Source organism: Variibacter gotjawalensis (assembly GCF_002355335.1).
Classification (GTDB): Bacteria; Pseudomonadota; Alphaproteobacteria; order Rhizobiales; family Xanthobacteraceae; genus Variibacter; species Variibacter gotjawalensis.
Map to the genome: position 1 here is coordinate 144519 of NZ_AP014946.1, position 24999 is coordinate 169517.

The 24999-nt window shown below is 62.1% G+C and carries 24 protein-coding genes; 13 read left to right on the forward strand and 11 right to left on the reverse strand.

The window, feature by feature from the left end:
* The 3 genes from GJW30_RS00645 to ku all read right to left on the reverse strand — a co-directional run bounded on the left by GJW30_RS00645 (nt 1) and on the right by ku (nt 5350).
* Entirely contained in the window at nt 1-1716 is a 1716-nt protein-coding gene (locus tag GJW30_RS00645; protein ID WP_096350479.1) for a sensor domain-containing diguanylate cyclase, read from the reverse strand.
* 172 nt (nt 1717-1888) lie between these two features.
* A complete protein-coding gene (gene ligD / locus GJW30_RS00650) occupies nt 1889-4477 on the reverse strand; it encodes a DNA ligase D (RefSeq protein ID WP_096350481.1) in 2589 nt (862 codons plus the stop codon).
* Between the two features lie 6 nt (nt 4478-4483).
* Nucleotides 4484-5350, reverse strand: coding sequence for a non-homologous end joining protein Ku (gene ku, locus GJW30_RS00655; RefSeq protein WP_165391633.1), 867 nt, complete (start codon nt 5348-5350; stop codon nt 4484-4486).
* A gap of 202 nt (nt 5351-5552) precedes the next feature.
* Here ku and GJW30_RS00660 point away from each other — a divergent pair, with 202 nt between their 5' ends.
* Nucleotides 5553-6245, forward strand: coding sequence for a class I SAM-dependent methyltransferase (locus GJW30_RS00660; protein ID WP_096350484.1), 693 nt, complete (start codon nt 5553-5555; stop codon nt 6243-6245).
* On the opposite strand, the gene GJW30_RS00665 is transcribed toward GJW30_RS00660, so the two are convergent.
* Together GJW30_RS00665 and GJW30_RS00670 are read right to left on the reverse strand one after the other, a co-directional pair.
* Entirely contained in the window at nt 6211-6744 is a 534-nt protein-coding gene (locus tag GJW30_RS00665) for a DinB family protein (RefSeq protein WP_096350486.1), read from the reverse strand. The genes GJW30_RS00660 and GJW30_RS00665 overlap by 35 nt on opposite strands.
* A 79-nt stretch (nt 6745-6823) precedes the next feature.
* The gene (locus tag GJW30_RS00670; RefSeq protein WP_096350488.1) at nt 6824-7300 is read right to left on the reverse strand and encodes an Lrp/AsnC family transcriptional regulator; all 477 of its coding nucleotides are present in this window, start codon (nt 7298-7300) and stop codon (nt 6824-6826) included.
* Between the two features lie 126 nt (nt 7301-7426).
* Here GJW30_RS00670 and GJW30_RS00675 point away from each other — a divergent pair, with 126 nt between their 5' ends.
* Nucleotides 7427-9829 carry a transketolase gene (locus GJW30_RS00675; protein ID WP_096350490.1) on the forward strand — a complete coding sequence of 801 codons (2403 nt, stop codon included), beginning with the start codon at nt 7427-7429 and terminating at the stop codon, nt 9827-9829.
* A 189-nt stretch (nt 9830-10018) separates the two neighbouring features.
* Here GJW30_RS00675 and GJW30_RS00680 read toward each other — a convergent pair whose 3' ends face one another.
* From GJW30_RS00680 to GJW30_RS00695, 4 genes are all read right to left on the reverse strand, one after another.
* The gene (locus tag GJW30_RS00680) at nt 10019-10222 is read right to left on the reverse strand and encodes a hypothetical protein (protein WP_096350492.1); all 204 of its coding nucleotides are present in this window, start codon (nt 10220-10222) and stop codon (nt 10019-10021) included.
* A 153-nt stretch (nt 10223-10375) separates the two neighbouring features.
* Nucleotides 10376-11359, reverse strand: coding sequence for an Ldh family oxidoreductase (locus GJW30_RS00685; protein WP_096350495.1), 984 nt, complete (start codon nt 11357-11359; stop codon nt 10376-10378).
* Nucleotides 11360-12511 carry a UxaA family hydrolase gene (locus GJW30_RS00690; protein ID WP_096358571.1) on the reverse strand — a complete coding sequence of 384 codons (1152 nt, stop codon included), beginning with the start codon at nt 12509-12511 and terminating at the stop codon, nt 11360-11362.
* A gap of 142 nt (nt 12512-12653) precedes the next feature.
* Nucleotides 12654-12941 carry a UxaA family hydrolase gene (locus GJW30_RS00695; protein ID WP_096350497.1) on the reverse strand — a complete coding sequence of 96 codons (288 nt, stop codon included), beginning with the start codon at nt 12939-12941 and terminating at the stop codon, nt 12654-12656.
* An 84-nt stretch (nt 12942-13025) separates the two neighbouring features.
* Between GJW30_RS00695 and GJW30_RS00700 the strand changes: the two genes are divergently transcribed.
* Nucleotides 13026-13766 (forward strand): GntR family transcriptional regulator, encoded by a 741-nt coding sequence (locus tag GJW30_RS00700; RefSeq protein WP_096350499.1) that lies wholly within the window; start codon nt 13026-13028, stop codon nt 13764-13766.
* A gap of 119 nt (nt 13767-13885) precedes the next feature.
* A complete protein-coding gene (locus GJW30_RS00705; RefSeq protein WP_096350501.1) occupies nt 13886-14854 on the forward strand; it encodes a tripartite tricarboxylate transporter substrate-binding protein in 969 nt (322 codons plus the stop codon).
* Here GJW30_RS00705 and GJW30_RS00710 read toward each other — a convergent pair whose 3' ends face one another.
* Together GJW30_RS00710 and GJW30_RS00715 are read right to left on the reverse strand one after the other, a co-directional pair.
* Nucleotides 14855-16309, reverse strand: coding sequence for an amidase (locus tag GJW30_RS00710; RefSeq protein ID WP_096350503.1), 1455 nt, complete (start codon nt 16307-16309; stop codon nt 14855-14857). It lies immediately after the preceding gene.
* 21 nt (nt 16310-16330) lie between these two features.
* Nucleotides 16331-17191 (reverse strand): nitroreductase family protein, encoded by an 861-nt coding sequence (locus GJW30_RS00715; RefSeq protein ID WP_245408604.1) that lies wholly within the window; start codon nt 17189-17191, stop codon nt 16331-16333.
* 117 nt (nt 17192-17308) lie between these two features.
* Between GJW30_RS00715 and GJW30_RS00720 the strand changes: the two genes are divergently transcribed.
* The 9 genes from GJW30_RS00720 to GJW30_RS00760 all read left to right on the forward strand — a co-directional run bounded on the left by GJW30_RS00720 (nt 17309) and on the right by GJW30_RS00760 (nt 24876).
* Complete coding sequence (locus GJW30_RS00720; RefSeq protein WP_096350507.1) at nt 17309-18307, forward strand: ABC transporter substrate-binding protein; 999 nt, start codon at nt 17309-17311, stop codon at nt 18305-18307.
* 32 nt (nt 18308-18339) lie between these two features.
* Nucleotides 18340-19026 carry a succinate dehydrogenase/fumarate reductase iron-sulfur subunit gene (locus GJW30_RS00725; protein ID WP_245408605.1) on the forward strand — a complete coding sequence of 229 codons (687 nt, stop codon included), beginning with the start codon at nt 18340-18342 and terminating at the stop codon, nt 19024-19026.
* Nucleotides 19023-19349, forward strand: a complete 327-nt coding sequence (locus tag GJW30_RS00730; RefSeq protein ID WP_096350511.1) for a succinate dehydrogenase/fumarate reductase transmembrane subunit — start codon at nt 19023-19025, stop codon at nt 19347-19349. The genes GJW30_RS00725 and GJW30_RS00730 overlap by 4 nt, the downstream gene beginning before the upstream one ends.
* Nucleotides 19349-19687 (forward strand): succinate dehydrogenase, cytochrome b556 subunit, encoded by a 339-nt coding sequence (locus GJW30_RS00735; RefSeq protein ID WP_172887536.1) that lies wholly within the window; start codon nt 19349-19351, stop codon nt 19685-19687. The genes GJW30_RS00730 and GJW30_RS00735 overlap by 1 nt, the downstream gene beginning before the upstream one ends.
* 1 nt (nt 19688) lies before the next feature.
* The gene (locus tag GJW30_RS00740) at nt 19689-20423 is read left to right on the forward strand and encodes a sulfite exporter TauE/SafE family protein (RefSeq protein WP_096350513.1); all 735 of its coding nucleotides are present in this window, start codon (nt 19689-19691) and stop codon (nt 20421-20423) included.
* A gap of 18 nt (nt 20424-20441) precedes the next feature.
* The gene (locus GJW30_RS00745) at nt 20442-21314 is read left to right on the forward strand and encodes a fumarate hydratase (RefSeq protein WP_096350515.1); all 873 of its coding nucleotides are present in this window, start codon (nt 20442-20444) and stop codon (nt 21312-21314) included.
* A gap of 62 nt (nt 21315-21376) precedes the next feature.
* Entirely contained in the window at nt 21377-22357 is a 981-nt protein-coding gene (locus tag GJW30_RS00750; protein WP_096350517.1) for a tripartite tricarboxylate transporter substrate binding protein BugE, read from the forward strand.
* A 21-nt stretch (nt 22358-22378) separates the two neighbouring features.
* Nucleotides 22379-22990 carry a fumarate hydratase C-terminal domain-containing protein gene (locus tag GJW30_RS00755; RefSeq protein WP_096350519.1) on the forward strand — a complete coding sequence of 204 codons (612 nt, stop codon included), beginning with the start codon at nt 22379-22381 and terminating at the stop codon, nt 22988-22990.
* Between the two features lie 167 nt (nt 22991-23157).
* Nucleotides 23158-24876 (forward strand): L-aspartate oxidase, encoded by a 1719-nt coding sequence (locus GJW30_RS00760; RefSeq protein WP_096350521.1) that lies wholly within the window; start codon nt 23158-23160, stop codon nt 24874-24876.
* Nucleotides 24877-24999: the final 123 nt, after the last annotated feature.

Below are 24999 nucleotides of genomic sequence, written 5' to 3' on the forward strand. Positions count from 1 at the left end.
CTACTCTGCGGCCATCAGCGTCAGCGGTGACGGCAACGTCGCGTGGATCACGAGGTCATCGCCATCGTAGCGCACGACGCGGTTGCGGCCCTTCTGTTTGGCTGAATAAAGCGCCGAGTCGGCGTGCAGCAGCAGCTCTTTCGTCGTCACTGAGGTTGCCGGATAGGATGCAACACCGAACGAGGCCGAGATTTCCGGCCCGTTCGCGACAGTGAACGACGCGATGCTGGAACGCATCCGCTCGGCTTTGGCAGCGGCCACTTCGATACTGCAGCTCGGCAGGACAACGAGAAGCTCTTCGCCGCCGTAACGGCACGCGATGTCGGTCTCCCGGAGCTGGCCGAGGATTGCCGCGGCCGTGTCGCGGAGCACGGCATCGCCCTTGGCGTGACCGAACTGATCGTTGAGGCGCTTGAAGTTGTCGAGGTCGATCATGATCACGGACACTGCGGTCTTCTCGCGTTCGGCGAGCAGCACGGTGCGCTCCAGGGCATCTTCCATGTAACGGCGATTGTAGAGACCCGTCAGCGGATCGCGCAGCGCCTGGCTGCGCAACTTGTCGCGCAGCGTGATGTTCGACAGCGCCAGCGACATTGCGTCGGCAAGCGCCAGCGCGATGTTGCGGTTCTTCTCGAGAATCTGCTCGCCGTTTTCGTCCCGGCTCTGAATGATCAAGAGGCCAAGAATTTCACCACGTGCGATCATCGGGATTTCGAGCGCGACTTCGCTTTTGCCGTGATGTTGGCAATGCAATGTGTGCTTCTGATCGCCGTTGATATGCGGTTTGCCGCGCTTCAACGCCCAGCATTCCTGCAGCCCGATCTGCTTCGGCAGTTCCGGCGCATCGTCGCCGCGCAGCCAAGTCGTCGAGAGCATCAAGCGATCGCGCGAGTTGCTAAAGACATAGAGCGCGCCGCTGAGACCGGTAGGCAACAGCTTAATGGCTGTCGCACGCAAGAGCTCATTCGCGTCTTCAAGGTCGCTCGCGCTCTGCAACATGTCCGTCATCGCGAACAGGTGCGAGAGCTGCTGGCGAGACGCGTCTGTAGCTGCGACAGCGAGTTCGCGATCGAGCGAGTCACGACGGCTTTTGCGTGAAGCGAGGAAGAACGCGATGATGCAGATCAGGCCAGTGACGATTTGCAGAACCAAGATCCACGTCGTCAGGCTGCTGATATCGCGTTGCAAAACGGTGATCGCTGCAACGCGCCGATCGGCTGCAGACTTTAGAATGCCGGTCAGAGTTTCGGCCAGTGCCTCGACATTCTGGTCGTTGTATATCGACCGCGCTTGATCGTAGCGGCTGGTTCGCAGCGCCGCCGCAATTTCATCGATGCGCTTCGCAAATGTATCGGCGTCCCGTTGCACGGTGAGCGTCGTCGGATCGGTGACTGCCTTGAGGAATTGCGCGATGCTGAGATCGGCGGCTCGCGCCGCCAGCGTCAGCGACCCGAGATCCGGGCTCTCGTTTTGCTTCGCGAGAAGTTGGAGGACTGTCCGGTCGGCTTCGGAAACCGCGTCGACGGCCGTGCGAGCTAGGCTCGCAGCTGACCTCAACTGCTGTACGTCCTTGTAAGCCGACTCGATCCGCAGCAGACCGCCGAGCGCTACCGCACTGACAATCGCGAGCAGAACGAAGGTGATGTAAGACGTGACGCGGTTGGGGGTTTTCTTGCTATTTTCGGCCCCGGCCGCATCGATCGCTAGGACCGACATAGACGCACGCACCTCTTGGAACCCTCCAGCAGGATTCCGGAATGCACGTCATACGTGTAAAAACTTGAGCGGGCGTATCAAGCGAGGCTGAATACTTCGCAAAATCCAGGGCCATCGATTCATTAGTTGTTTACGAACGAAGGCCGCGCAGTACCGAAAGCGCATGAAAAGGCTATTTGCGCACCTTTTTCGCTGAAGTTTTGATCGCCAGCGGGGCCTCGGATTTACGAAACGTTGCCCATGGATCGCGTTTGAGTGCAGCCAGACGTTGCGGCGCGTTCACGATCGTAAAGTAGGCGGGGCCGACGCTGGATAGCTCATCCCAGGCGAGCGGCATCGATACGGCAGCCCCTGGCCTGGCACGGGTCGAGTAGGCGGCGACCGCCGTCTGTCCCCGTTGGTTTCGCAAGTAATCGATCAGAATTTTGCCGCCCCGCTTCGCTTTCGCGATCGTCGAGACGTATTTGTTCGGACTGTCCGACGCCATGGCATCCGCCATCGCCTTGGTGAATTCCTTCAGGTCCGGCCAAGCCCCCTTCGGCTTCAGCGGCGAGACGACATGCAGGCCCTTGCCGCCGGAAGTCTTCACGAAAGCCGCAAGGCCGACAGCCTCGAGCCGTTCCTTGGCCTCATGCGCGGCCGCGATCATCTCCTGCCAGGAAACGCCATCGCCGGGATCGAGATCGAGGATCAGCGTGTCGGGATGCTCCCAATCCTTGACGGTCGAACCCCAGGGATGAATTTCGAGCACCGCTGCCTGAACCAACGCCGTGAGCCCGGTGAGGTCGTGGATCGCGATCAGCGGCTCCTCGCCCTTCTCCTTGGGGTCCGGCACGAGGTCGATACTCTTGTTGAGGCCCTTCCATGCATGCTTCTGGAAAAATCCTTTGCCCGTGATTCCGTCCGGGCTGCGCAGCAGCGCAAGCGGCCGCCCGACGATGAAAGGCGCCATATGATCCCAGACTTCGGCATAGTAGTCGGCGAGACCTTGCTTGGTGACGCCTTCGTCCGGCCAATAAACGCGATCCGGATGCGTGAGCGTCACATCCGGCGTGCTCTTCGCTTTTGCAGTCTTCGCGGCTTTCGGCATGCCCGTCTCCAAGACGATGTCGTCGGCGTCCTTGTCTTCGCGCAGACCCCGGAACGATGCATGGCGAATGTTGCCGTCGGCGGTCCAGGCGCGGAATTCGACGTCCGCAACCAGTTCGGGACGAACGTAACGCACGCCGCGCGCCGCGACCGCATCGAGCCGGCCCGCGAACGGACTATCGCCGCGCAAACGTTCGAGGCGGGTAAAGAGTTGCTCCGAGACTTTGTGCGAGAAGCCGGTGCCGACGCGGCCGACATGGCGGAGTTTGCCATCCTCGTAGACGCCGAGCGACAAAGCGCCGATTGCTTTACGTGAGGTCGACGACGGCACGTAACCGCCGATGACGAATTCCTGCCGGAGCGACCCCTTCGATTTCAGCCAGCTTTTCGAACGTCCTTCGCGATACGGCGCGTCAGATGCTTTCGACACGATGCCTTCGAGGCCCAGGCGGCTCGCGTGTTCGAGTACTGTCGGTCCGTCCGCCTCGAAATGCGCGCTGTAGCGAATGGTGCCGCTACCGTCGCCGACCAATTGTGAGAGCGCGGCTTTGCGATCGAGGAGATTTGCGCCCGTCAGATCGTAACCGTCGATATACGGCAGATCGAACGCGTAGTAGATGAAGCGGTCGCCGCGGCCTTCGCTGAGATCGGCTTGCAGCGCCGAGAAGTCGGATGCGCCATTGTCACGCTCGACAACGACTTCGCCGTCCAGCATCGCCTTGCCGATTGGCAAATCCTGAAACGCCGCGACAAGCTCCTTGCCGAAACGCTTCGTCCAATCGAGCCCCGTGCGCGTCAGCAGTTTCACGCGCCCAGCTTCGATGCGGACCATCAGACGATAGCCGTCGAACTTGATTTCGTGCACCCAACGATCGCCTGACGGCGGCTTCTCGGCGAGCGACGCGAGCGCTGGCGGGATGACATTTGGCAGCGCGGCTTTCTTCGCACCTTTGATCTGCGAGGGATCGACGGCTTGCGGCGCAACCGCCTGGGTCCCCGGCGCTTCAGCTGTAGCCTTAGCCGACTTCTTCTTCGACGTCTTGGCCTTCTTGGCCGGCTCTTTGCGATCGATCTTGCCGGTCTTCGACGACCAGCCGGGCGCTTCGCCGTCGAGATCTTCGACGACACGGCCCGTCTTCACGGATTCTGGCGACTCTTCGAGGATGTCCGGATCGCTCGCGGTTCGCGCAGCGTCGTCTTCGACCTTGATCAACAGCCAATTGTCGCGCTTCTCGCCGCGGCGTCGCGCCATGCGCACGAGATGCCACTTGCCGGAAAGCTTCTCGCCTTCGAGTTCGAACTCGAGGTGGCCCTTCTTGTATCCGAAGTCGGCGTCAAATTCCGGCGTCCACGTTCCGCGATCCCAAACGATCACGCTGCCGCCGCCGTATTCGCCTTTCGGGATAGTGCCTTCGAAATCGCCGTATTCGAGCGGGTGATCTTCCGTTTCGACGGCGAGGCGTTTCTCCCCCGGCACCAAGCTCGGCCCCCGCGCGACGGCCCAGCTTTTCAGCACGCCGTCCATTTCAAGGCGGAAATCGTAATGCAGTCGCCGCGCAGCGTGCTTCTGCACGACGAAGCTGTTGCCGGTCTTTTTCGGCATTTTCTTCTTGCCGCGCGGCTCGGCCGTCTTCGAGAAATCGCGCTTCTTGCGATAGGTGTCGAGCGCCATGACGCGTTAGCTTGCTTTGCGGCGCGGCGCCTCTGTCTTCTTCTTCGCCGCGACCTTGGCCGTCGCCTTCTTCTTCGCGGCGGCTTCTTTCTTCTTCACGCCGGCGCTCATGCGCAGCGCTTCCATGAGATCGACGACATTCTCCGCCTTGCGCTCCTTGAGCACGGGCAGCTCTTTGCCTTCGATCTTCGCTTTCACCATTGCGGTCAAAGCGGCCTCGTAGCGATCCTCGTATTTCGACGGATCGAACTTGCCCTTCTTCGTCTCGATGATGTGCTTGGCGAGCTGCAGCATCTCGCCCTTGATCTTGAGCGGCGGCACATCGCCGAACGCGTCGGCGGCAGCGCGGACCTCGTAGTCGAAATTCAGCGTGTTCGCGACCAAGCCGTTGCCGCTATCGCGGATCAGCACCGTGCGCATACGGCGGAACAGAACCGTCTGCGCCAGCGCCGCGACCTTCTTCGCGCGCAGGCCATCCCGGATCAGCGCGAAAGCTTCCTCGCCCTGCTTCTCGCTGGGGGCGAGATAGTAGGGCTTGTCGAAGTAGACTTGGTCGATGTCGTCTTCCTGAACGAAAGCCTCGACGTCGAGCGTCTTTGTGCTTTCTGGTACGGCAGCCGCGATCTCGTCGGGCTCGAGCACGACATATTCGTTCTCGGCGACCGCGTAGCCTTTGACCTGGTCTTCGCTCTCGACCGGCTTGCCGGTGTCGCTATCGACATAAAGCCGCTTCACGCGATGACCCGTATCGCGATTGAGAATGTGCAGCGAGATGCGGTCGGAACTCGAGGCTGCCGTGTAGAGGGCGACTGGGCAGACCAGTTCGCCGATCTTCAGGAAGCCTTTCCAATTTGCTCTGGGCGCCACGCGAATACTCCATCACACGCCGGAGACAACCATTCGGGAAGACGGCCAGTTCCCGACCCGACCTCAAGTCTGGGGCGGATAACCGGCAAAATCAACGTAAGCGGCCAGCGTGACGCTCAAAGGACGTCCGGCCGAGCCAGCCGCCGACACTACGGGATAAAAATGAACGGGAAATTTGCTTTAAAAGAACGAACGGTGAATATGCCGGATGCACGATACGTCTTCGCCGCCTGAGCTACGCTGGGCCGACCCAACGGCCGCGTTCGTGCGGGCGAATACGCGGCTGCAGCCGTTGGCGTTCATCCCGGAAATGTCCCTCTATCTCGCCGACGAAGCCGTGCCGCTCTGGCAGAAGACCGAGGAAGAACTCGGCGCCATGGGTCTGCCGCCTCCATTCTGGGCTTTTGCCTGGGCTGGCGGACAGGCCCTCGCCCGCTACATCCTCGACAATCCTGAGAAATTCTTTCGGGCGCGCGTGCTCGACCTCGCTTCAGGCTCGGGCCTTGTCGCTATCGCGGCCGCGCTTGCCGGCGCCAACCCGGTAATCGCCAACGACATCGATGGCTTCGCTCACGCCGCCATGGCGCTGAACGCCGAGACTAACGGCGCTTACATCGACATCGTCGGCCACGACATGCTGGAAACCCCCGCGCCGGCGATCAGCCGCTACGACATCGTGTTGGTCGGCGACCTTTTTTACGAGAAGGACACGGCGTGCCGCGCTCTCGCTTTCGTCGAGCGGCATCAGGCGAGTGGGGCGGAGATACTCATCGGCGATCCAGGCCGGACTTATTTGCCGCAGGAGCGTCTCGAACGAGTCATCGAATACCGCATCCCGGTTACCCGTGAACTCGAAGACAACGAGATCAAGCGCACGTCGGTATGGCGATTGAAGCCGTAATGTCCTTCGTTCGCCGCGCCGGCGCCGCGTGATGCAGGTAGACCGCGAATGTGTCCCACGGCGGCGTCACAGACAGCTGCCACAACACTCTCCCGACTTCGCCGCAATGATAGCCGGAATGCGTGACGATATGCGCGAGCATCTCCTCGCGCGTCATCATGCCTTCGTCGCCGTCCGTGAAGCGGAACGCAACTTTCTCCGACAGCTCGTGCGGAGAAGCGCCGCACACATAATCGAGATACCAAGTGTCGATCTCGGCGAACGCTCCCCGCAACTCATCGAGCGTTGGCGTTTCCTCCGTGTTGCTCGATGCGTAATCGTGCGCTGTGCCGGAGAGATGCGCTGCGAAAATGCGCGCAACGACCAGCACGTGATTGAGCAGACGAAGAGCTGTTTGCCGCTCTGCCGCTTGCGTTTCATCGAGTGTGCTGAGTTTGTCGAACAGATCGGCGTTGGCCCAAGCGTGATAGCCGTACAGCGTGCGAAGCAATGCGCTCATGGAAATGACCTTGGTGAAAATCAGAAGAGCAATAAGCGCCAGTCTTTCACCCGTCAGTTTCCGTGTCTACCTGATAGGCTCAGTCCAACGGCAGCGCGTTGGTGTATTTCACCTGCTCAAGCGCGAAGCTCGACTCGATCGACGCAATGCCAGCGTGCCGCGTAAGTTTTTCCTTCAAGAAGCGTTCGTAAGCGGACAAATCCTCAACAACGATGCGCAGCAGATAATCGCGCTGTCCCGTCATCAAGTAGCATTCAAGAACTTCCGGCCAACGCGATACGGCCTTTGCGAAGCGGTTGAGCGCCTGCTCTTCCTGCCGTTCCAGCTTGATCGACGCGAACACGCTGATCGGCAATCCGACCTTGCGCTGATCGAGCACCGCGACGTATCGCGCGATGACGCCGGCCGCTTCCAAAATCCGGATGCGGCGCAGACACGGCGACGGCGACAAGCCGACGAGTTCGCCGAGCTTTGCCAGCGGCATACGCCCGTCGGCCTGCAAAGCCTCCAAAATCTTCAGGTCGATCGCGTCAAGCGAAACTGACTTTTGCGGCATGCTTCTATCGCTAATGCAGTCAATCTTGGAAAATTCTGCCAATATCTGAACATACGTTGGCTGAGAACGCAATTAAAGGCGAACGCGATGGCAGTATGATCGCGTGATCATCCCGAGAGGCCTGCCATGCCGAAGAGCCGTGACCCGCACGTGTTGCCGATCCTGAGCGATTTGGAGCGCAAAGTGCTGTGGCTGTCCGCCTGGATGATCCACAATGCGAACCATCTGCGTGAGAGCACCGACGGCCTCAAGGTCGGCGGCCATCAGGCCTCGACTGCGTCGCTGACGACGATCCTCACGGCGCTCTACTTCCACATCCTCCGTCCCGAGGACCGCGTCGCCGTCAAGCCGCATGCCGGTCCGGCCTTTCATGCGATCCAATATCTGCTCGGCAAGCAGACGCGCGAGCGCATGGAGAATTTCCGCGGCTACAAGGGCGTGCAGAGCTATCCGTCGCGCACGAAGGATGCCGTCGACGTCGACTTCTCGACCGGCTCGGTTGGCCTCGGCGTCGGCCAGACGCTCTTCTCTGCGCTCGTGCAGGATTACGTCCACGCACACGAGTGGGACAAGACGCCGCCGAAAGGCCGCATGATCGCGCTCGCGGGCGACGCCGAGCTCGACGAAGGCAACATCTTCGAAGCGATCCTCGAAGGCTGGAAGCAAGGCGTCCGCAATTGCTGGTGGGTGATCGACTACAACCGCCAGAGTCTCGACGCCGTCGTGCGCGAGGGCCTCTGGGCGCGCTATGAAGCGCTGTTCCGCGACTTCGGTTGGGACGTCGTCATCCTCAAATACGGGGTGCTGCTCGAAGAAGCCTTCCAACGCCCGGGCGGCGACGCGCTCCGCACCTGGATCGACACGTGCCCGAACCCGCTCTACTCCGTGCTCGTCTTCCAGGGCGGCGCCGCATGGCGCAAGCGCCTCAACGACGACATCGGCGATCAAGGCGATGTCTCGCGCCTGATCGAAAGCTACACGGACGATGAACTCGCGCGCCTGATGACGAACCTCGCGGGTCACGATCTGCCGACGCTGATCGATGCGTTCGGCTCGATCGATCATGATCGCCCGGTCTGCGTCATCGCCTACACGATCAAAGGCTTCGGTCTGCCGCTCGCCGGCCACAAGGACAACCACGCCGGCCTGATGACGCCGACGCAGATGGAAACCTTCCGCAAGCTGATGAACGTGCGCGAAGGTCACGAGTGGGACATGTTCGAGGGTCTGAAGCTCTCGGAGAACGATCTACAGGCGTTCCTCGACGCCTCGCCGCTGAAGACGCGCATCACCAACCACAAGGCTGAGCGCTTCGCGATTCCGGAACACTTCGAGGTGCCGCCGCAGAAGGTGACGTCGACGCAGGCCGGCTTCGGCAATCTGCTCAACGAAATCGGCAAAAGCGATGCGCCCTACGCGGAGCGTATCGTCACGACATCGCCGGACGTCACTGTCTCGACCAATCTCGGTGCCTGGGTCAATCGCCGCGGCTTGTTCGCGCGCGAGAACATGGCGGACACGTTCAAAAAAGAACGCATCCCGTCGACCTACAATTGGGAGTTTTCGCCGAAAGGCCAGCATTTCGAACTCGGCATCGCCGAGATGAATCTCTTCACGATGCTGTCCGCGCTCGGCCTTTCGCATGCGATCAACGGCCAGCGGCTCTTGCCGGTCGGCACGCTGTACGATCCTTTCATCCAACGCGGTCTCGATGCACTGAATTACGCGTGTTATCAGGACGCGCGTTTCATCCTGGTCGCAACGCCGTCAGGTCTGACGCTCGCGCCGGAAGGCGGCGCGCATCAATCGATCAACTCACCGATGATCGGCATGGCGCAAGACGGCCTCGCCTCGTTCGAGCCCGCTTACGTCGACGAACTTGCGATCATCATGCGCTGGGCCTTCGACTACATTCAGCGCGGCGGCAACCAAGAGCCGTCGGCGAGTTCATGGTTGCATGACGACACCGGCGGTTCGGTGTATCTGCGCCTCTCGACGCGCCCGATCGAACAACTGACGCGCACGCTCACCGACGCGGATGAGCAAGCGGTCATCGATGGCGCCTATTGGCTGCGCAAGCCGGGGCCGAACTGCCAGGTCGTCGTCGCTTACTCGGGCGCGATCGCGCCGGAAGCGATCGAAGCCGTCGGCATGATGGCGGAAGATCGCCGCGACATCGGCCTCCTCGCCGTCACGTCGTCGGATCGCCTCAATGCTGGATGGACTGCGGCGAGCAAGGCGCGCGAGAAAGGTCTCGTCCACGCGACCTCGCACATCGAACGCCTGCTCGGCGACCTGCCGCACAACTGCGGCATTGTCACCGTCGTTGACGCACATCCGGCGACTCTGTCGTGGCTCGGCTCCGTGCATGGCCACCGCGTGCGCCCGCTCGGCATCGAGCATTTCGGTCAGACCGGCACGCTGCAGGATCTTTATCGCCACTATGGCATCGACGCTGCCGCAATCGTCGCAGCTGCCGAAGCGCTGACGCCCGGCAAGCCGATCCGGCGCTATCTCCAGGCGGTCTAGTCGCTGTTCGTGCTGGCTTTGTGTGAGCAAGGCACCACTTCCCCGTCATGGCCCGCATGAAGCGGACCTTGTGAGTTCTGGTTGACCGGCATCGACAAACAAAAAAAGGGCCTCACCGAAGTGAGGCCCAAGTCTTGGGAGGAAACGAAGTAACGAGATAGGCCGCGAAAGGTTGCGGCCGGAAATTCTTTAGCGGGCGCCGTCGACGGCAGCCTGCGCCAGAGTCGAGCGCTTGAGACCGAGGCTCGCCAGTTGCGCTTCCGAAAGGCGGTTCAGCGCGTCATAGCGACGAGCGATCTGTTTACCCTCGCGGATGCCGGCGAACAGCGCCGACAGATAGCCGCCGAGCGAACCATTCGTGGAGCGCAGGAAAGCAAAAGTCGCGGTAGTCATCTCAACTCCGATAGGTCAGCGTCGTTGACCCTTATATACCGTGGAATACCAAGAATGAGATCAGGGCTTTACCGCAACGCAGCGATTACGCTTCTGCATAGCGGGAAAACCCGCTAAGCGCGGCTCCGGCATCCGGGCCGAGGCCTAACCGCCTCAGAGTGCTTGGATTTCTGCCTTGAGCGCGTCCGCGATCACGATGCCGTCACGCCGCGCCTTATCACGCAGCGCATAACGGCGCACGCCCGGCAGTCTCGCGCCGTCCTGCGCTTCGAGCATTCCGGCGAGCACCGCGAACCGCGCCGCGCTCCCGAATGCGCGCGGGTCGACCGCGATGATCAACTGGCCGGTGCCGGGCGGCGGACCGTCGGAATCCAGGAACGACGAGGCTTCGGCGGCAAACTGCGCCCCGGTGAGACCAGCCGCGAGCAGCTCAACCATCAGCGCCAGCGTCGCGCCTTTGGCCCCGCCGAGCGGCGCCATCGTGCCTTTCAGCGCGGCTTCCGGGTCGGTCGTAGGCTTACCGTCTGCATCGAGCGCCCAGTCTTCCGGGATTTTCTCGCCGCGTTGTTTGGCGGCCAGGATGCCGCCGCGCGCGACTTTCGACAGAGATAAATCGATAACGATCGGCGCCCGCCCCTCAAGCGGACAACCGAACGCAATTGGATTGGTGCCGAAAATGCCGACCGATCCACCGGCCGGCGCGATAGCGGACGGCGTATTGGCGAAGACGAGCGACACGAGCCCCTCGCCAGCCAGCTTCTCGACGACATGCCCCGCGACGCCGCAGTGATGTGACCGCTTGATCGCCGCCGCCGCGATGCCTTGGCTCTTTGTCACCTCCGGCAGCATCTCGGTTGCGAGATCGAGCGCCGGAAACGCAAAGCCATGCGCGGCATCGACCGCAATCAATCCCGGACGCGGAAGCGCAGCCGACGGCGCCGCATTGCCGTCGACTTTCCCGACTTTCGCTTGCTTGGCGTAGCTCGGCACGCGCGAGAAACCGTGCCCCTTCTGCCCATCCGCTTCCGCCGCGACGAGCGCCCGCGCGACGCTGCGCGCATTGTCCTCGCGCGTTGCGCATCGGCGCAACGCAGAGGCAATCAGGTCTTCGGCGTCGGCGAGCGAGAGGGTCGGCACTTACGCGCTGCGGTAGAGCTTCGTCAGCGAGAACTCGCGATGACCCAGCGCTTCGGCAGCTGTGAAGCGGCCATTCGCAGTGCGCACGATCGTCTCGATCAGCTGATCGCCGGCTTCCGGGATCGTCGCGGTGCGCTTGAGCACACCCGACACGTCGACGTCGATGTGTTCCGGCATGGTGCGCATCGTCTTCGGGTTGCCGGAGATTTTGATCACCGGGACGATCGGGTTGCCGATGACGTTGCCTTGGCCGGTCGGGAACGTGTGAATCACGTAGCCGCCCGCAGCCATCAGCGTTACGCATTCGGCCGCTGCCGACGACGTATCCATGTAGTAGAGGCCCGGGCCCTTCGCGGGCTCTTCGGCCGGCTCGAGGATGTCGATGTAGCGGCACTCGCGGCCGATCTTCTCGAGATTGCCGAGTGCTTTTTCTTCGATCGTCGTCAGGCCACCCGCGATGTTGCCCTTTGTCGGCTGCGAGTCCGAAAGATCGTTTGTCTTGTGCGCCTCGATGACGTCGTCCTGATACGACTTCCACATCTTGTACCAGCGTTCGCCGATTTCCTTCGTCGCCGCACGCTCTTTGCACAGATGCTCTGCGCCGGTGATTTCCGACGTCTCGCCGAACACGCCGTAAATGCCGCGCGGGATCAGCTTGTCGTACATATTGCCGACGGTCGGGCAGGACGACAGTCCCGTCGTCGTGTCGCTCTCGCCGCATTTCGTCGAGACCCAAAGGTCCGTCACCGGGCACTTCTCGCGCGGCAGTTCGGTCGCCCACTGGATGAACTCTTTCGCGACATAGCTTGCCTTCGCGATCGTCGCGATGTCGCCGTGACCTTCGATGCCGAAGCCGACGACCGGCTTGCCGGTCTTCGCGATGCCGTCGACGACCACCTTCGTCCACTGATCCTCGATGCCGATGACGACGACAGCCGCAACGTTCGGATTGCAGCCGGTGCCGATCAGCGTGCGGAAGTGGAGATCGAGGTCAGCGCCGAACTGCAGGCGGCCGTAAGCGTGCGGGATCGCGAGCGTTCCCTTCACGGCGTTGGCGACGGCTTCGCACGCTGCGTTCGACAGATCGTCGAGCGGCAGAATGATGACGTGATTGCGCACGCCGACGCGGCCGTTCTCACGGCGCCAGCCCATGAAGCTGTCGAGTGCTTTACCCTTCGGGCGCTTGACCGTCGGAGTCTTGAAACCCTCTGCATCGATCTTGCGACCTTTTACGCTTTTGAGCTTGCCTTGGACGAGATCGAAATTCGCGACCATCAACGACATTTCGTTTCTCCTACCAGCGCTTCGTTTTGATGTTGTGGACGTGAGCGTGTTCGCCCTTGGCGATGTCCGCCTTCGCCAGGCCGATGTCCTGGCCGTATTTCCAGATCGTATCGCCCTTCTTGATGTCGACGAGCGCGACCTTATGGCCGATCGGAATGTCGTGCTTCGCGGTGACGCGGAAGTCCGAATTGTCGTGCGTAATGACGCCGAGCATGTCGGTTCCGGCCTTCAAGCCCTCGACAACGACGACCGCAACCGTATCCTTCTTTTCATGCGCCAGAATATGCGGGGCACTCATGCTTCCTCCGGAAGTTTAGCCAGCCTGTTTTTGTAGTCTTGTATAAGACATAAGACCTGATAGGCTGTCAAACGGAACGACCGCATGACACTCACCCGCACTGAAAAAGAGCGAAGCGTCGGCTTTCATCCGCTTTACAGGCAGGTGAAGGAGCGGCTTGTCAGTCGCATCGCGACCGGCGCGTGGCAGCCCGGCCAAATCATCCCGAGCGAGTTTCAGATCGCCGACGAACTCGGCGTCAGTCAAGGCACCGTGCGCAAAGCGCTCGACGAAATGACGGCGGATCGCTTGCTCGTGCGCCGTCAGGGCCGCGGCACTTTCGTCGCCGCGCATGACGAAGCGCGCATTCTGTTCCAGTTCTTCAAGCTCACGCGCGACGACGGCGGCCGCGAATTTCCCGACAGCGAAATCGTCGCGGTCGAGCAAACCAAAGCAACGGACGAGATGAGCGAGAAACTCGCGATCGCGACGGCGGACGACGTGATCGTCGTGAAGCGCGTGCGTTCGCTGAGCGGCGAGAAAGCCGTGTCGGAACGGATCGTCATCCCGGCGGCGCGCTTTCCGGAGTTGGACACGGCCGAGCCGGTGCCCAACAATCTCTACGGTCTTTATGCCGAGCGATACGGCGTCACCATCGCACAAGCGACCGAAACCCTGAAGGCGATTGCGTGTCCGCCGGACGACGCCGCCTTGCTCGGCATCAAGAGCGGAACACCGGTGCTCGCCATCGACCGGACCGGCATCGATCTATCGGGGCGCCCCGTCGAATGGCGCTTCTCGCTGTGCCGCACGGATAAGTTCCACTACTTGTCCGACCTGAAATAGAACAACCGCATCGACTTTCGTGTTTGCGCGGACTTGACCCGAGACTCCTTCTCGGGATTTGCTTCGCGCCCTGCGGTTCCGATAACAAAAACACGCCGCAGGTCTCGGAGAGGAAACGAATGTTCGCTCGAGTTGCTCTTGCCTTCGCGTTGGCTGTCGCTGCCGGCTCCGCATCGGCGCAAAATTATCCCGATCGCCCGATCACGCTCATCGTCCCATATGCGGCTGGCGGCCCATCAGACAGCATCGCGCGCCTCATCGGGCAATCGATGACGACGACGCTCGGTCAAACAGTCGTGATCGAAAACGTCTCGGGCGCCGGCGGAACCGCGGGTGCTGCCCGCGTCGCACGCGCACAAAACGATGGCTACACGCTGCTCATCCATCACGTCGCATTGTCGGCCGGCGCTTCTCTCTACAAGTCGCTGACCTACGACACCGTGAACGATTTCGCGCCGATCGGCCTCGTCAATTACGGGCCGTATGTTCTCTCGGCGAAGAAGACGCTACCGCCAAAGGACATTGCGGAGTTCCTCGCGCTGGTGAAGACGGACGGCCGCAACATCAGCTTCGGCACCGCCGGCAACGGCTCGGGCTCGCATCTCTGCAACATCTTTCTCGAGCAGGCGCTCGGCACCAAGGTCAATCAGGTGCCGTATCGTGGCACGGGCCCGGCGATGAACGATCTCGTCGCGGGTCAGCTCGATGTGCTATGCGACCAGACGACGAATTCGATCCCGCATCTGCAGAGCGGCAACATCAAAGGTTATGCGGTGACGTCGCTGGCACGTTCGCCGCAACTTCCGAACACGCCGACTGTTGATGAGTCCGGCATCAAAGGCTTCGAAGTGACTGTGTGGCACGCGCTTTACGCGCCGAAGGGCACCGCGCAGCCGATCATCGAGAAACTCAATGCGGCGCTCGAAGTCGCGCTGAAGGACGAGAAGGTGCTCAAGACCTTCGAGGATCTCGGCACTGCACTGTTCCCGGCCGGCAAACGCGGGCCTACCGACTTGCAGCGTCACCTTGAGGCCGAAGTCGCCAAGTGGCGCAAGGTTCTCGCCGACGCCGGCGTTCCGCCGCAGTAATCAATCGTAGCCGGTCGGCGCGACGAAATCCTGATACTCGCGTTCGAGCATCTGCGCGAACGCGATCGTCGTGCGGTCGCTGAACTGCGGACCGACAATCTGCACGCCGACCGGCAAGCCTTCCTTGGTGAAGCCGATCGGCGCGACCGTGCCGGGCAGATAGGTCACGCATGAATAACCGGCCCAGAAGAGCTGATCCGTCGTCGGCACCTGCTTGCCGTTGACCTCGATCGTGCGATCGAAGCGCTCGCCCACGTGATCGTGCGGGCATGCGGCGGAGGCCGCGGCCGGGCACAGCAACACGTCGTAGTCCTCGAAGAACTCCGCCCACTTCAGCCGCATCTTGTGGCGCTGCTCGTTGACGCCGAGCCACAGGCGATGCGGCATCACGTTAGCGCGCGACATCTGCGCGAGATAACTCTGATCGCTCGCGGGCGCCTCGTGCGCGATGCGTTCGCTGCGGGCAAGCACTTCGGGCGCCATCCGGCCCGACGTCGCCGATCGCAACAGCGCGACGTAAACTTCATGAAGCTTGCGCGTATCAATGTCCGGCCGCGCCTTCATGTCGACTTTGACGCGTTTCTTACCGAGAAAATCCGCCAGTTCCTGAATGCGATCCTTCACGCCGCTGTCGACCGTCGACATCTTGTCGTCGAGCATGACGGCAATCTTGAAGTCACGCAGCTGCTTCTGCTTTGGCGCCTTCAGCGCGAGCTTGTATCCGGCTGCCTCGATCGCATCCGGCCCCGCCATCGCGTCGAGCGCGATCGCGAGATCGTCCGCACTGCGCGCAAGCGGCCCGATCACCGAAATGTCGCCTTGCGAGACGACGCCCGGAGGCGCATGGCCGCGCGACGGCAGCAGATTCCACGTCGGCTTGTGTCCGTAGACGCCGCAATAATGCGCGGGGTTTCGGATCGACGCGCCGATGTCGCTACCCGCTTCGATGCCCGTGAATCCGGCCGCGAGCGCTGCCGCCGAGCCGCCCGACGAACCGCCGGGCGAGAGCCGCACGTCCCACGGATTATTCGTGATGCCGTAGATGTCGTTGTAGCTCTGCCAGTCCGCGAGCATCAGCGGCACGTTGGTCTTGCCGAAAACGACGACACCCGCATTCTGCATGCGATCGACCGACAGTGCGTTCTTCGTCGCGATGTTGTCCTTCCAGTCCGGATTGCCCCACGTCGTCGGCAATCCCGTGATGTCGTAGGATTCCTTGAACGTCATCGGAACGCCGTGCAGCGGCCCCCAAACCTCGCCTTTCGCCAGCGCTTTGTCGGCGAGGCGCGCGCGGCGGCGCGCCGACGGAATATCCATCGCGATAACGGCGTTGATCTTCGGATTGTGGCGCTCGATGCGGTCCAGATAGTGATTGAGGAGTTCGAGACTGCTGATCTTCTTGCGGCGAATAAGCCCGGCCAATTTCTTGGCGGAGAGAAATGCAACGTCTGACATGGAAGTCCTCTTCTTATTCCCTCAATCCAAACAGAAACCTTGGGCACGCACAAATGCGCCGAAATCCGCTCGTTGCGGATCGGCATATTGGCGGGCTTTGTCTTCCGACCATCCATACAGATCCGGCACGCCCCAACGCTCCGGCTGCCGCGGCTTCGGTGCATGGATCGCCGCGCGACGACGATCGTAAGCGTCGACATGTTCTTTGACATTAGCATCATCGAAACGGTCAATGTGCACGGTCGCCGAAAGTGGAAGCCGCGCCGACATATGCGATTCGCCCTCCGGCCAGCCAAGCGTGAGGCCCGCGATCGGAACCACGCGCTCCGGCAGACTGAGCAGCTTCGCGACATCGAACACGCGATCACGCAGCACGCTGATCGGACAACATCCGAGTCCAGCGGCCTCGGCGGCGCGGATGAAGCTCGTCATCACGATGGCGGCGTCGACGCTCGCGTTGAAGAATGCGTCGAGATGATCGTTTGGAAACGGCTTCTCACGCCAACCGGAAATTTGCGGCAAACGCCGCCCATTGGCGAGGAAAACGACGAAAACGGGCGCGTTTCGGACCCAAGGCATCGACGGCAGCATGTCGGCAATCGCGTCGTGAATTGTACGATCGCGCACGATGAGAATGTCGCCTTGCTGCAGATCGCTCTTCGACGGCGCGGAGAGCGCGCAACCGCAGAGAAGGCGCAACATCTCGTCGCTCACCGGTTTCGCCGCATAGCGCCGCGTGACCTTGCGGCTCGCCATGCGTGCAAGGTCTGACAGCCCAGAAATCTCCGGATCGACGGCGAAATCTTCGCCGAAGCGCTGCTTCAGCGCGTTTTGCATCGCCGATGCGGCGACACTCGCGTCTTCGTTACTATCGTGTTTCACGCCCTGCCCCTGTTTTTGCGCCGCACGCTTGACGGTTTCGGCTGCGACGCATCTTATGCTCGTTATAAACTAAGGCTAAGCGGGCGCGAGAACCGCAAGCCGAGGGGAGCCGAGAAAATGCGCAAACTTCTCCGCACGACGATGGTCGCCGCCGCGCTGACCGCTGCTTTCATTGCGACCGCGTCCGCGCAGACTGTGCGCATCGCGAAGCAATTCGGAATATCGTATCTGCCGCTCACCGTGATGGAGGAGCGAAGACTTCTCGAAGAACACGGCAAAAAGCTCGGCCTCGACATCAAGACTGAGTGGGTGCGCTTCACGTCCGGCACGCCGATGAACGAAGCGATATTGTCGGGCAATCTCGATATCGCATCCGGCGGCGTCGGTCCGCTGCTGACGGCATGGGGCCGCACGAAAGCCAATGTCGGCATCAAGGGCATCGCGGCGATTAACGCGATGCCGCTCTATCTCAACACGATCAACCCGAACGTGAAGACGATCGCGGACTTCACCGACAAGGATCGCATCGCGCTCCCGGCCGTGAAGGTATCGATCCAAGCCGTGACGCTGCAGATGGCGGCCGAGAAAGTGTTCGGCCCCGGTCAGCACTTCAAGCTCGAGCCGCTGACGGTGTCGCTCGGACATCCGGACGGCATGTCGCAGATGCTGACCGGCAAGTCGGAGATCAGCGGGCATTTTACGTCCGCGCCGTTCCAGTATCAGGAACTCGAGGACAAGCGCGTGCGCAAAGTGCTCGACAGCTACGACGTGCTCGGCGGGCCGCACACCTTCAACTCGGTCTGGGCGACGACGAAATTCTACAATGAGAATCGCAAGGTCGTGCAGGCTTTCGTTGCGGCGCTAGAAGACGCGATGGCACAGATCAAGAAAGATCCTGCCGGTGTCGCGGCGCTCTGGGTGAAAGCCGAGAATTCGAAGCTTCCGGTTGCCGACGCGGAAAAAATCATTCGCGCGCCGGAAAACGAGTGGACGCTGACGCCGAAAAAGATCATGCCATACGCTGACTACATGGCGCGCGTCGGGATGATTCCCACAAAGCCGACGAGCTGGAAAGACGTCTACTTCGACGACATCCACAAATTGCCCGGGAGCTGAAATTCATCGTGTCGCGGACTGAGCATTTACGCGTGAACGTTTGGCGTGGTGCCGCCGAGGGCCGCTTCCAATCGTTCGCGGTGCCGCGCCGCGAAAACCAAACGATCCTCGACGTCGTCACCGAAATTCAGCGCGAGCAGGATGCGACGCTCTCGTATCGCTTCGCTTGCCGTGTCGGCATGTGCGGCTCCTGCGCAATGGTGGTCAACGGCAAGCCGCGCTGGACCTGCCGCACACGGGTCGCCGCCGTCGCCAACGGAAACGCTCTCACGATCGAGCCACTGCGCAATCTCACGGTCATCAAAGACCTGACGGTCGACATGGCCGAATTCTTCGACAAATGGGCGCGCGCGAAGGGATACTTCGAACCCGGCGACAAGCCGCCGGAAGACTTCGCGGTCGTCAAGCCGGACACAACGGAACGCATCGCTGCGAATGCCGGCATCGAATGCATCGGCTGCGGCGTCTGCTATTCGGCCTGCGACGTCGTCGAATGGGAGAAGGATTACCTCGGTCCCGCGGCGCTCAATCGCGCGTGGACGCTGGTCAACGACGTGCGCGATCAAGGCAACGATTCGCGCCTCAAGGCGGTATCGCAAAAAGGCGGTTGTCATTCCTGCCACACGCATATGAGCTGCACGTCATACTGCCCGAAACACATCGCGCCGACTTACGCGATCGCCGGCCTCAAACGTGCGAGCGTGCGGAGGCGTCCGTGAACGCCGTGATGTTCCTCGCGCAGCGTCTCAGCGCCGGAGTGCTAGGAATCGCGATCGCGGTGCATCTCGGGACGATTCTCTATGCAGTGCGCGGCGGCCTAACGGCGGGTGAGATCCTCGGCCGCACACAGGGCAATCTCGGCTTCGCGTTGTTCTACGCGATCTTCGTCGTCGCGGTCGCAGTGCATGCGCCGATCGGCCTGCGCAATATCGTCGTCGAATGGACACGCTGGCGCGGGCGCTCGCTCGATATCGCGATGGCGTGCGTGATGGCGCTGCTCTTGTGGCTCGGCCTCCGCGCCGTTTATGCGGTGTACGCGTGATGCGCGCGACACACCGGCGCCCCGGCTTCATCGCCGCAATGCTGCATCGCCTCTCCGGCATCGCGCTGGCGCTCTTTCTGCCGCTGCATTTCCTCGCGCTCGGCAGCGCGCTGAAGGGCGCGTCCGAATTCGAGCGCTTCCTCAAATTCACCGCGACGCCGCTGATCAAGATCGCGGAGTTCGGCATTGTGACTGCGCTGGCAATTCACATGACGCTGGGGCTGCGCATTTTGGCGATCGAGTTTCTCGACTTCCGCGAACACACCGCGACTGTCGTCTCGGTTTGCCTTGCCGCCGGCTTCGGCGTCGGCCTCGCGTTTTTGTTGAACGCCGGTTGATATGCTGAGCGAATATTCCTGGGGCACGCTCGGCGTCATCTGGCTCGGCGCATTGATCGGCGCGATCGCGTCGGGCGGTGCGGGCTTTGCCTTCGTTCTCGCAGCCGCATCGATCTGGCTTCACGTGCTCGACCCCGTGCGCACCGCGATCCTTTCGCTCGCGTCCTCGACGTTGATGCAGCTCGGCACAATCTGGCCGCTGCTGCCGCACGTGAAGGCCGAACGCGTCGGCCCCTTCATCGTCACTGGCTTAGTCGGCATTCCGCTCGGCGTCTGGCTGCTCACACGCACCGACGCCAGCGTGATGAAGATCGGCCTCGGCGCCTTCCTCACCACCTTCGGTCTTTACGCCCTGCTCGCCCCGCGCCTGCCGGTCATCACCGGCGGCGGACGCGTGGCAGATGCAGTCGTCGGCTTCCTCGGCGGTATCCTGGGCGGCATCGGCGGCTATTCCGGCGTGCTGCCTACCATCTGGACCCAGCTCCGCGGCTGGCCGAAGATCGAGGCGCGCGCCGTCTACCAGCCCTATATCTTGGTCATCCAAATCGCGACGATCGCCGTCGTCGGCATCATCGCCCTCGACCGCACGACCGTCATGCTGCAGCTTGCCATCCTGCCGCCGCTCGCGGTCGGCGGCTGGCTCGGCTGGCGTTTCTTCAGCATGCTGGACGAGCGGATGTTCCGGAAGGTGATCGCGGCCCTGCTGGTCATCTCTGGCGTGACGTTGGTATTGTAGAGAAAATCGGAGGAAACGATGCAACTCGACAACCATGAAGTCGAAGAGCTCGCAATGTCGCTCTACATCCGCGCGCTCAAGCTGCTGCCGCCCGACATCAAGCGCGGCTTCGATCGCCTCGTCGCGACGGAGACTGACGCAACCGGCCGCGCCGTGCTCGACACGATGGTGCAGAACATTCAGGTCGCCGAGAAGACGCGCAATCTCCTCTGCCAGGACACCGGCATCCCGATCTACAACGTCACCATCGGCCGCAACGTCGACGTCGACGGTGTCGCGATGAAGGACGCGATCCGCCGCGGCTGCGAACGCGCGACGCGCGAACACCCGCTGCGCTCCTCCGTCGTGCATCCGCTCACGCGCCATAACGAGCAGACATCGTGCGGAGTGCGCATCCCGATCATCAACATCGACTTCGATGGACGCGAGGAGACGGTCGAGATCGAAATGATCCCGAAAGGCTCCGGCTCGGAGAACGGCTCTTTCCTGCAAATGTTGATTCCGGCCGACGGCCCGAAAGCCGTGAAGCGTTTCGTCATCGACAAGGTGATCGAACTCGGCGGGCGCGTCTGCCCACCGACCATCGTCGGCGTCGGCATCGGCGGCACGTCGGATCTTTGCATGCACCTCGCCAAGATCGCGGCGACGCGCCCGCTGGAGACGAAATGCTCGGACCCTGAAGGCGCGAAGATCGAGAACGAACTTTCCGAAGCCGTCAATCAGCTCGGTATCGGCCCGCAGGGTCTCGGCGGGCGCTCGACGTCGTTCCGCGTCCACGTCGAGGTCGCGGCGACGCACATCACGATGAATCCCGTCGCGGTGAATATTCAATGCCACTCGGCACGCCGCGCCAGCGCCGTCATCACACCGGGCGGCATTTCTTTTCATTAGTGCTATAGAACAACGGCCGCGGGACCGGGCGCGGTAGTTGAGTAATAACAATAGGAACCGCAATGACCGAACTTTCCCGCCGCACAGTGATTGCCGGCATCGCCGCATCGTCGGCCCTCGCAGCGACGCCTGCGCTCGCAGCATTTCCGGATCGCCTGATCAAGATCGTCGTGCCGTTCCCGGCCGGCGGCACCACGGACATCATCGCCCGCATTCTCTCGGCCAAGATGCCGCAAATGCTCGGCCAGACGGTTGTTGTCGAGAACAAGGGCGGCGGCGGCGGCACTATCGGCGCGGCCGAGACCGCGCGCGCAGCACCGGATGGTTATTCGCTCGGCATCGCCACGGTGTCGACGGTCGCGACCGCGCCGGCGATCCAGCCGAAGACGCCGTATAATCCGCTCACCGATTTCACGCCCATCATCAACGTTGCGGCGACGCCGAACGTGATCTCGGTGCATCCGTCCTTCCCCGCCAAGGATTACGCCGGCTTCCTCGCCGAGATCAAAAAGAACCCGGGCAAATACACATATGCTACGCCGGGCATCGGCTCGATCATGCATCTGCAGACAGAACTCTTCTGCAGCGCGACCGACACGAAACTCACGCACGTGCCGTATCGCGGCGCAGGTCCTGCGCTCAACGACGCGATCGCGGGCCACGTCTCGATGATGTCCGACAATCTGCCGTCGTCGCAGCCGTTCTTCGCCGACGGCAAACTTATCCCTATTGTCGTCTCTGCCCCCCAACGCGTCGCGTCGGCGCCGAATGTCCCGACCTTCGCGGAAGTCGGCTTGCCGATCGTGAACCGCGTTGCCTTCTACGGCGTCGTCGGACCGAAAGGTCTTCCCGACGATGTGACGAAGAAGCTGCACGAGGTCATCAAGAAGACGCTCGAAGACGCCGACATCCGCAAGCGCATCGAGGAGACCGGCTCGCTCGTCATCGCGAACACGCCGGCCGAATTCGCGCAGCAGATCAAGGAAGAGTTCGAGGTCTACAAGAAGGTCGTGCAAGACCGAAACCTCAAGCCCGAACAATAACGCAAGCGCCGGAGTTCGCGCATGGCCCATCACACGCTCGAAATGCCGATCGACGAGCGGCAGGTGCGCGAACTCCGCGTCGGCGACACCGTGACGCTGGAGCAGCGTCTCTTCGGCATTCGCGACGCAACGCTGATCCATATGTTCGATCGCGGCCGCACGACGCGGCTCGATCTCAAAGGTCACGCCGTGATCCACACGGCGCCGAATGTGCGCCGCATCGACAAGCCGCCCGAAAATGCGCCGCGTTACGAGCCGCTCTGCATCGGCACGACGACGTCGCAACGCATGGAGCACTTTACGCGGCAGTTGATGGAGCGCGAGGGCGTGCGCATCATCATCGGCAAAGGCGGCATGGGCACGCACACGCAGGACGCCTTTCGCGATCTCGGCGGCGCGTATCTAGCGATCGTCGGCGGTGCCGCAGCGCTGGAGACGACCTGGATCGAGGAGATCGAGGACGTCGACATGGACGACCTACATCCCGAGAGTCTCTGGCAATTCCGCATCAAAGGCTTCGGCCCGCTGCTGGTGACGATGGATTCGCACGGCGGCTCGCTTCATGCGGACGTCAACAAGATCGCCGCCGATCGCCGCGCCGCCGTGCTCGCCAGCATCGGGGCGGAAGAGTGAGTTTGCCTCACACTCCGCTCACCCCCGCGAAAGCGGGGGTCCAGTTCGCGTGCGGCAGCACGCGCGGCAACCACAACACATTACGATTTCTTATCGCCCTACCGCGCGCAAGCTGGATACCCGCTTTCGCGGGTATGAGCGGAGTTTGGCGCGGCGGCCGTCAATAGATGCAAACGCTCGAAACCGACATCCTCATTCTCGGCGCGGGCGGCGCGGGTCTCTTCGCCGCGCTTCACGCGAAGAAGGCCAATCCAGATCTCGACGTCACCATCGCGGTGAAAGGTCTGCTCGGCAAATGCGGCTGCACCCGCATGGTGCAGGGCGGCTACAACGTCGCGCTTGCCGCGAACGACTCGGTCGAACGCCACTTCATGGACACGATCGAAGGCGGCGCCTGGCTCAACCATCAGAAGCTCGCGTGGCAACTCGTCGAAACGGCACCGATCCGCATCCGCGAACTCGAGAATGATCTCGGCTGCTTCTTCGATCGCAATCCGGACGGCACCGTCCACCAGAAAGCTTTCGCCGGACAGACCTTCGATCGCACCGTGCACAAGGGTGATCTCACCGGCATCGAGATCATCAACCGCCTCGCCGAACAAGTCTGGCGCCGCAACATCAAGCGGCTTGAGGATCACCGCGCCCTCGATCTTATTCCGACTCCGGAAGGCGATCTCGCCGGCGTGCTGATGCTCGACATGCGCACTGGCGAGCCGACCTTCGTGCGCGCCCGCGCGACACTGCTCGCGACCGGCGGCGGCCCGACTATGTATCGCTACCACACGCCGTCCGGCGACAAGACCTGCGACGGCATGGCCATGGCACTGCGCGCCGGATTGCCGCTGCGCGACATGGAGATGGTTCAATTCCATCCGACCGGATTGCTCGCGGGCGAAGGCACGCGCATGACCGGCACCGTGCTGGAAGAAGGCCTGCGCGGTTCCGGCGGCTATCTCGTCGACTCCACCGGCGAGCGCTTCATGTTCGAATACGATCAGCGCGGCGAGCGCGCAACACGCGACATCGTCTCACGCTCGATCATGCGCCGCATCCGCGAAGGCTACGCCTCGCCGAATGGCGGCGTCTATATTCGCATGGCGCATCTCGGGCCGGAGCGCGTGCGGCGCGAGTTCAAAGGCATGGTCGAACGCTGCGCCGATTGCGGCTTCGATCTTGCGGGCGGCCAGGTCGAAGTCATCCCGACAGCGCATTACATGATGGGCGGCGTTCAATTCGCGCCCGACTGCGCGACCGCGATGTACGGCCTCTACGCGGCCGGCGAGGACACCGGCGGCGTCCACGGCGCCAATCGTCTCGGCGGCAACGGTGTCGCGAACTCCACAGTCTATGGCGGCATTGCGGGTGATCGCATGGGCGCGCGCGTCAAACCCGGCAGCCCGCTTCCGCCTCCCAATCGCTTCGCGCTGAACGAAGCGCACGAGCGTGCCTTCGCGGCGCTCGGATTGCCGGGCGGCGATCTGGAAGGCATCCGGCGCGAATTGCAGAGCGTGATGTGGGACGACGTCGGCATTCTGCGCACGGCCGAAGGCCTCGACCGGGCGGCTTATACGCTGCAGCGGCTTTCCGCAGACATCGCCGCGATCGGCGTCCCGGCGCCGGAACCGCGCTACAATCTCACCTGGATGGATCGCATCAACATCGAGAACATGATCTTGGTCAGCCGCGCGATCTGCGCCGCCGCGCTCGCCCGTACGGACAGCCGCGGCGCGCATTTCCGCGAAGATTTCCCGGAACGCGGATCGCTCGAAGATTCCCGCTACACCGTCGCGAAGTTGTTCGACGACGACATCCGCGTGACGACGGAAGCCGTGCGCTTCACCCACGTCCGCCCGGGCGAAACGCTGATCCAAGACGCCGCCGAATAAGCCGCTCCGCGGAGCGTCGTCAGCATAAAGTTGCGCACCAAGAAACTCTCACGCAGCACCGTGAAATTTGTGCAGACAGCATAGCTCGCAAACGCACAATCAAAATTGCTCCTCTGGCGCAGC

What these genes read in the sequence shown, in the direction of transcription:
- GJW30_RS00645 (WP_096350479.1), bottom strand. Translation starts at nt 1,716, where the DNA reads ATGTCGGTCCTAGCGATCGATGCGGCCGGGGCCGAAAATAGCAAGAAA.
- ligD (WP_096350481.1), bottom strand. Translation starts at nt 4,477, where the DNA reads ATGGCGCTCGACACCTATCGCAAGAAGCGCGATTTCTCGAAGACGGCC.
- GJW30_RS00660 (WP_096350484.1), top strand. Translation starts at nt 5,553, where the DNA reads ATGCACGATACGTCTTCGCCGCCTGAGCTACGCTGGGCCGACCCAACG.
- GJW30_RS00665 (WP_096350486.1), bottom strand. Translation starts at nt 6,744, where the DNA reads ATGAGCGCATTGCTTCGCACGCTGTACGGCTATCACGCTTGGGCCAAC.
- GJW30_RS00670 (WP_096350488.1), bottom strand. Translation starts at nt 7,300, where the DNA reads ATGCCGCAAAAGTCAGTTTCGCTTGACGCGATCGACCTGAAGATTTTG.
- GJW30_RS00675 (WP_096350490.1), top strand. Translation starts at nt 7,427, where the DNA reads ATGCCGAAGAGCCGTGACCCGCACGTGTTGCCGATCCTGAGCGATTTG.
- GJW30_RS00680 (WP_096350492.1), bottom strand. Translation starts at nt 10,222, where the DNA reads ATGACTACCGCGACTTTTGCTTTCCTGCGCTCCACGAATGGTTCGCTC.
- GJW30_RS00690 (WP_096358571.1), bottom strand. Translation starts at nt 12,511, where the DNA reads ATGGGCTGGCGCCGTGAGAACGGCCGCGTCGGCGTGCGCAATCACGTC.
- GJW30_RS00695 (WP_096350497.1), bottom strand. Translation starts at nt 12,941, where the DNA reads ATGAGTGCCCCGCATATTCTGGCGCATGAAAAGAAGGATACGGTTGCG.
- GJW30_RS00700 (WP_096350499.1), top strand. Translation starts at nt 13,026, where the DNA reads ATGACACTCACCCGCACTGAAAAAGAGCGAAGCGTCGGCTTTCATCCG.
- GJW30_RS00705 (WP_096350501.1), top strand. Translation starts at nt 13,886, where the DNA reads ATGTTCGCTCGAGTTGCTCTTGCCTTCGCGTTGGCTGTCGCTGCCGGC.
- GJW30_RS00710 (WP_096350503.1), bottom strand. Translation starts at nt 16,309, where the DNA reads ATGTCAGACGTTGCATTTCTCTCCGCCAAGAAATTGGCCGGGCTTATT.
- GJW30_RS00720 (WP_096350507.1), top strand. Translation starts at nt 17,309, where the DNA reads ATGCGCAAACTTCTCCGCACGACGATGGTCGCCGCCGCGCTGACCGCT.
- GJW30_RS00735 (WP_172887536.1), top strand. Translation starts at nt 19,349, where the DNA reads ATGCGCGCGACACACCGGCGCCCCGGCTTCATCGCCGCAATGCTGCAT.
- GJW30_RS00740 (WP_096350513.1), top strand. Translation starts at nt 19,689, where the DNA reads ATGCTGAGCGAATATTCCTGGGGCACGCTCGGCGTCATCTGGCTCGGC.
- GJW30_RS00745 (WP_096350515.1), top strand. Translation starts at nt 20,442, where the DNA reads ATGCAACTCGACAACCATGAAGTCGAAGAGCTCGCAATGTCGCTCTAC.
- GJW30_RS00750 (WP_096350517.1), top strand. Translation starts at nt 21,377, where the DNA reads ATGACCGAACTTTCCCGCCGCACAGTGATTGCCGGCATCGCCGCATCG.
- GJW30_RS00755 (WP_096350519.1), top strand. Translation starts at nt 22,379, where the DNA reads ATGGCCCATCACACGCTCGAAATGCCGATCGACGAGCGGCAGGTGCGC.
- GJW30_RS00760 (WP_096350521.1), top strand. Translation starts at nt 23,158, where the DNA reads ATGCAAACGCTCGAAACCGACATCCTCATTCTCGGCGCGGGCGGCGCG.